The 2,180-nt window shown below is 48.9% G+C and carries 1 protein-coding gene; it reads right to left on the reverse strand.

The window, feature by feature from the left end; translation table 11 throughout:
* Positions 1-372 precede the first annotated feature (372 nt).
* Positions 373-2,180 (reverse strand): hypothetical protein (locus AABK37_RS41115; protein WP_432557129.1); only part of this gene is annotated, 1,808 nt, incomplete at its 5' end.

Consider the following 2,180-nt stretch of genomic DNA (forward strand, 5'->3'; position numbering starts at 1 on the left):
ATCCCGGTCAAGTCCTGCTGCCGCTTCCGCCATCACTTGTTTAATCGTGGGGGCTTACCGCGCGATCGCTAACTCATCAAACTGCCGCGCAAACCGCCGAAAAAAAGATTAGTGGCAGAAATTCAAGGTCTTTCGATAAACATCGCTTTTGCTGAACCTTCTTGAGGGGTTGCAGACCCCTCAAACTCCCCCTGAGATATTTGAAAACAAGAATTGATCATTTTTTGCTTGTTTATGAAAGGAAGCTTGGCTTTTTAGGTGTCAGGTCAACGGATTCATCAGAATTTCTTATTGGTCAAAAAAGGCGCGGCTCAATTTTTTTACAATAAGGCTTGCTTATGGTTATCACTCTTAACCCCTTAAGTATGAGAACTAACCAGGGGAAGGATTATCAGGAGAATAACCAAGTGGTTTTATCCAGTTGTCATTATAAATTTCTGCAATACGAGAAACCCATTCCCCGTTTCGTTGTCGAATGTAAAACTGGACAACACAGTTGAGAAAATAGCCTTGCATGAAATTAATCTTGACGATCGTTCCCTTTCGCCACCCAGTCGTCACAAGAGACTGAAATTTAACTTTCTCTCCCACTTTGATGAAAGAAGGAAAATCAGGAGGGTAAGAAAAAACAACGGGGACTACTGGCTTTACAGACTCAACAACAAGATGCTCATCAACAGCCGCCTGTGCAGGCGGTGTTGATACACCCCAACCTTCATTATTGTCAGGAATGCCAGTTACGCCGCTCTGTGACTGGGTTTCAAGGTTTTCAATCAGTGTCACATCTTCAGAAACAGCGGGTAACGCCTGTTCTAGCGCGGGTTTCAGGGTTTCTTCGGGCGTTATGACGGTTTGTAAAGTATCTAGAGGTTCGGGTTCCACTTGTGCTATGGGGGCGCTAGGTTCTGGTGAAGTCCTTGCCATAAATCGCCATAGCTTTTGCAACAAGCCCTTGCAGGTGTACAGAAACTGGATACTGAATCCTTGTCCAAAATGCTGTTTTGCGGTGGCGATAATCAGGTTCAGTCGCTCTCTGATCGTTTGCGGAACTGTAATCAAGCCCTGACGAACGTTTTGACGGATGAGCCTTGTCACCTGGGCTAATTTGTCTCGTCCTGTCTGCTTTCGGCTTTCATTGGCTTTATTGTGGCATCTGCCGTCTTCTCTCTGCCCTAAAGCGGCGCAGTGCAGGGCTACGGTGTCCCCGTAGTTCACACCGGCACGGGGGCGAAATGTGCCGTCGTAGTGGTAGTAACCTAGGTTCTTGATGGATTTCAGCCAGTCTTTGACCCGCTGCTCCAGTTCGTGCTGGTGGCGGCAATAAAGTTCGTACCCTGGCAGTTTACGCATGAAGGCGGCGGTTTGCTGGATCAGTTCTTCACCGTCCAACCTGTTGAACACAAAAAACAGTTTTACCGCTTCGGGGATCAGGTCGTTGGTTTGTCCGTGTCCCGTCCACCCTGGCGTAAGGCGCGTTACCAGGTCTTCATACCACCCGGCGACATTGTTGGCGTAAATGCTTCTCACATAGCCGTTATTTTCGACTTTAAAGCCCTCATACGCTTCCTTCATGACCCGTTTGAAGGTTTCCATGTCCTGACGGGCGGCGCTGTGCTGTAGCTCCCCGATAAAGGCGTTTAAATCGTTATGAACGGGGGTGAAGTCAAACGGGTCTAACACAAAGCTGCCGGAATCGGGCTGCAACGGCAGGCGAAGACCGTGGTAATTGATGATACTGTCTTCTGACCAGCCTTTACGGTTAGGGAAGATTTCAAGCTGTCCCTTGGTAATCCTGAATCCGGCTTTTTGCAGAACGACAGTCAAGCACTGCGCCGCCATGTGGCTGGGGACGGGGTTCGGGAGGGCAATAAAAATATGCTTCCCGGTACTGTAACTGCTTTGCACAAGTACCCGATCTACCAGACCGATGTCTTCAAGGACACCGCATAAACGGTTGTATTCAGCGGGGTCAATATGGGGATTGTACGCAGAAAGCTTATCCAGGTCGATAACCAGGATGCACGTCATCCCGACAAACCGTAGCCCGATGATCTGGTTCTCATCGTGGAACAATCCTAGAAGGTTGCGCGGGGCGGTGGGAAAGCGGCGGGTCTTCCATCCAGCTTCCAGGGCGTTGTCTTTGATGATGGAATTGAAATAGTTGTTGCCAAAGAAATCAA

Source organism: Tolypothrix sp. VBCCA 56010 (genome assembly GCF_050875635.1).
Classification (GTDB): Bacteria; Cyanobacteriota; Cyanobacteriia; order Cyanobacteriales; family Nostocaceae; genus Hassallia.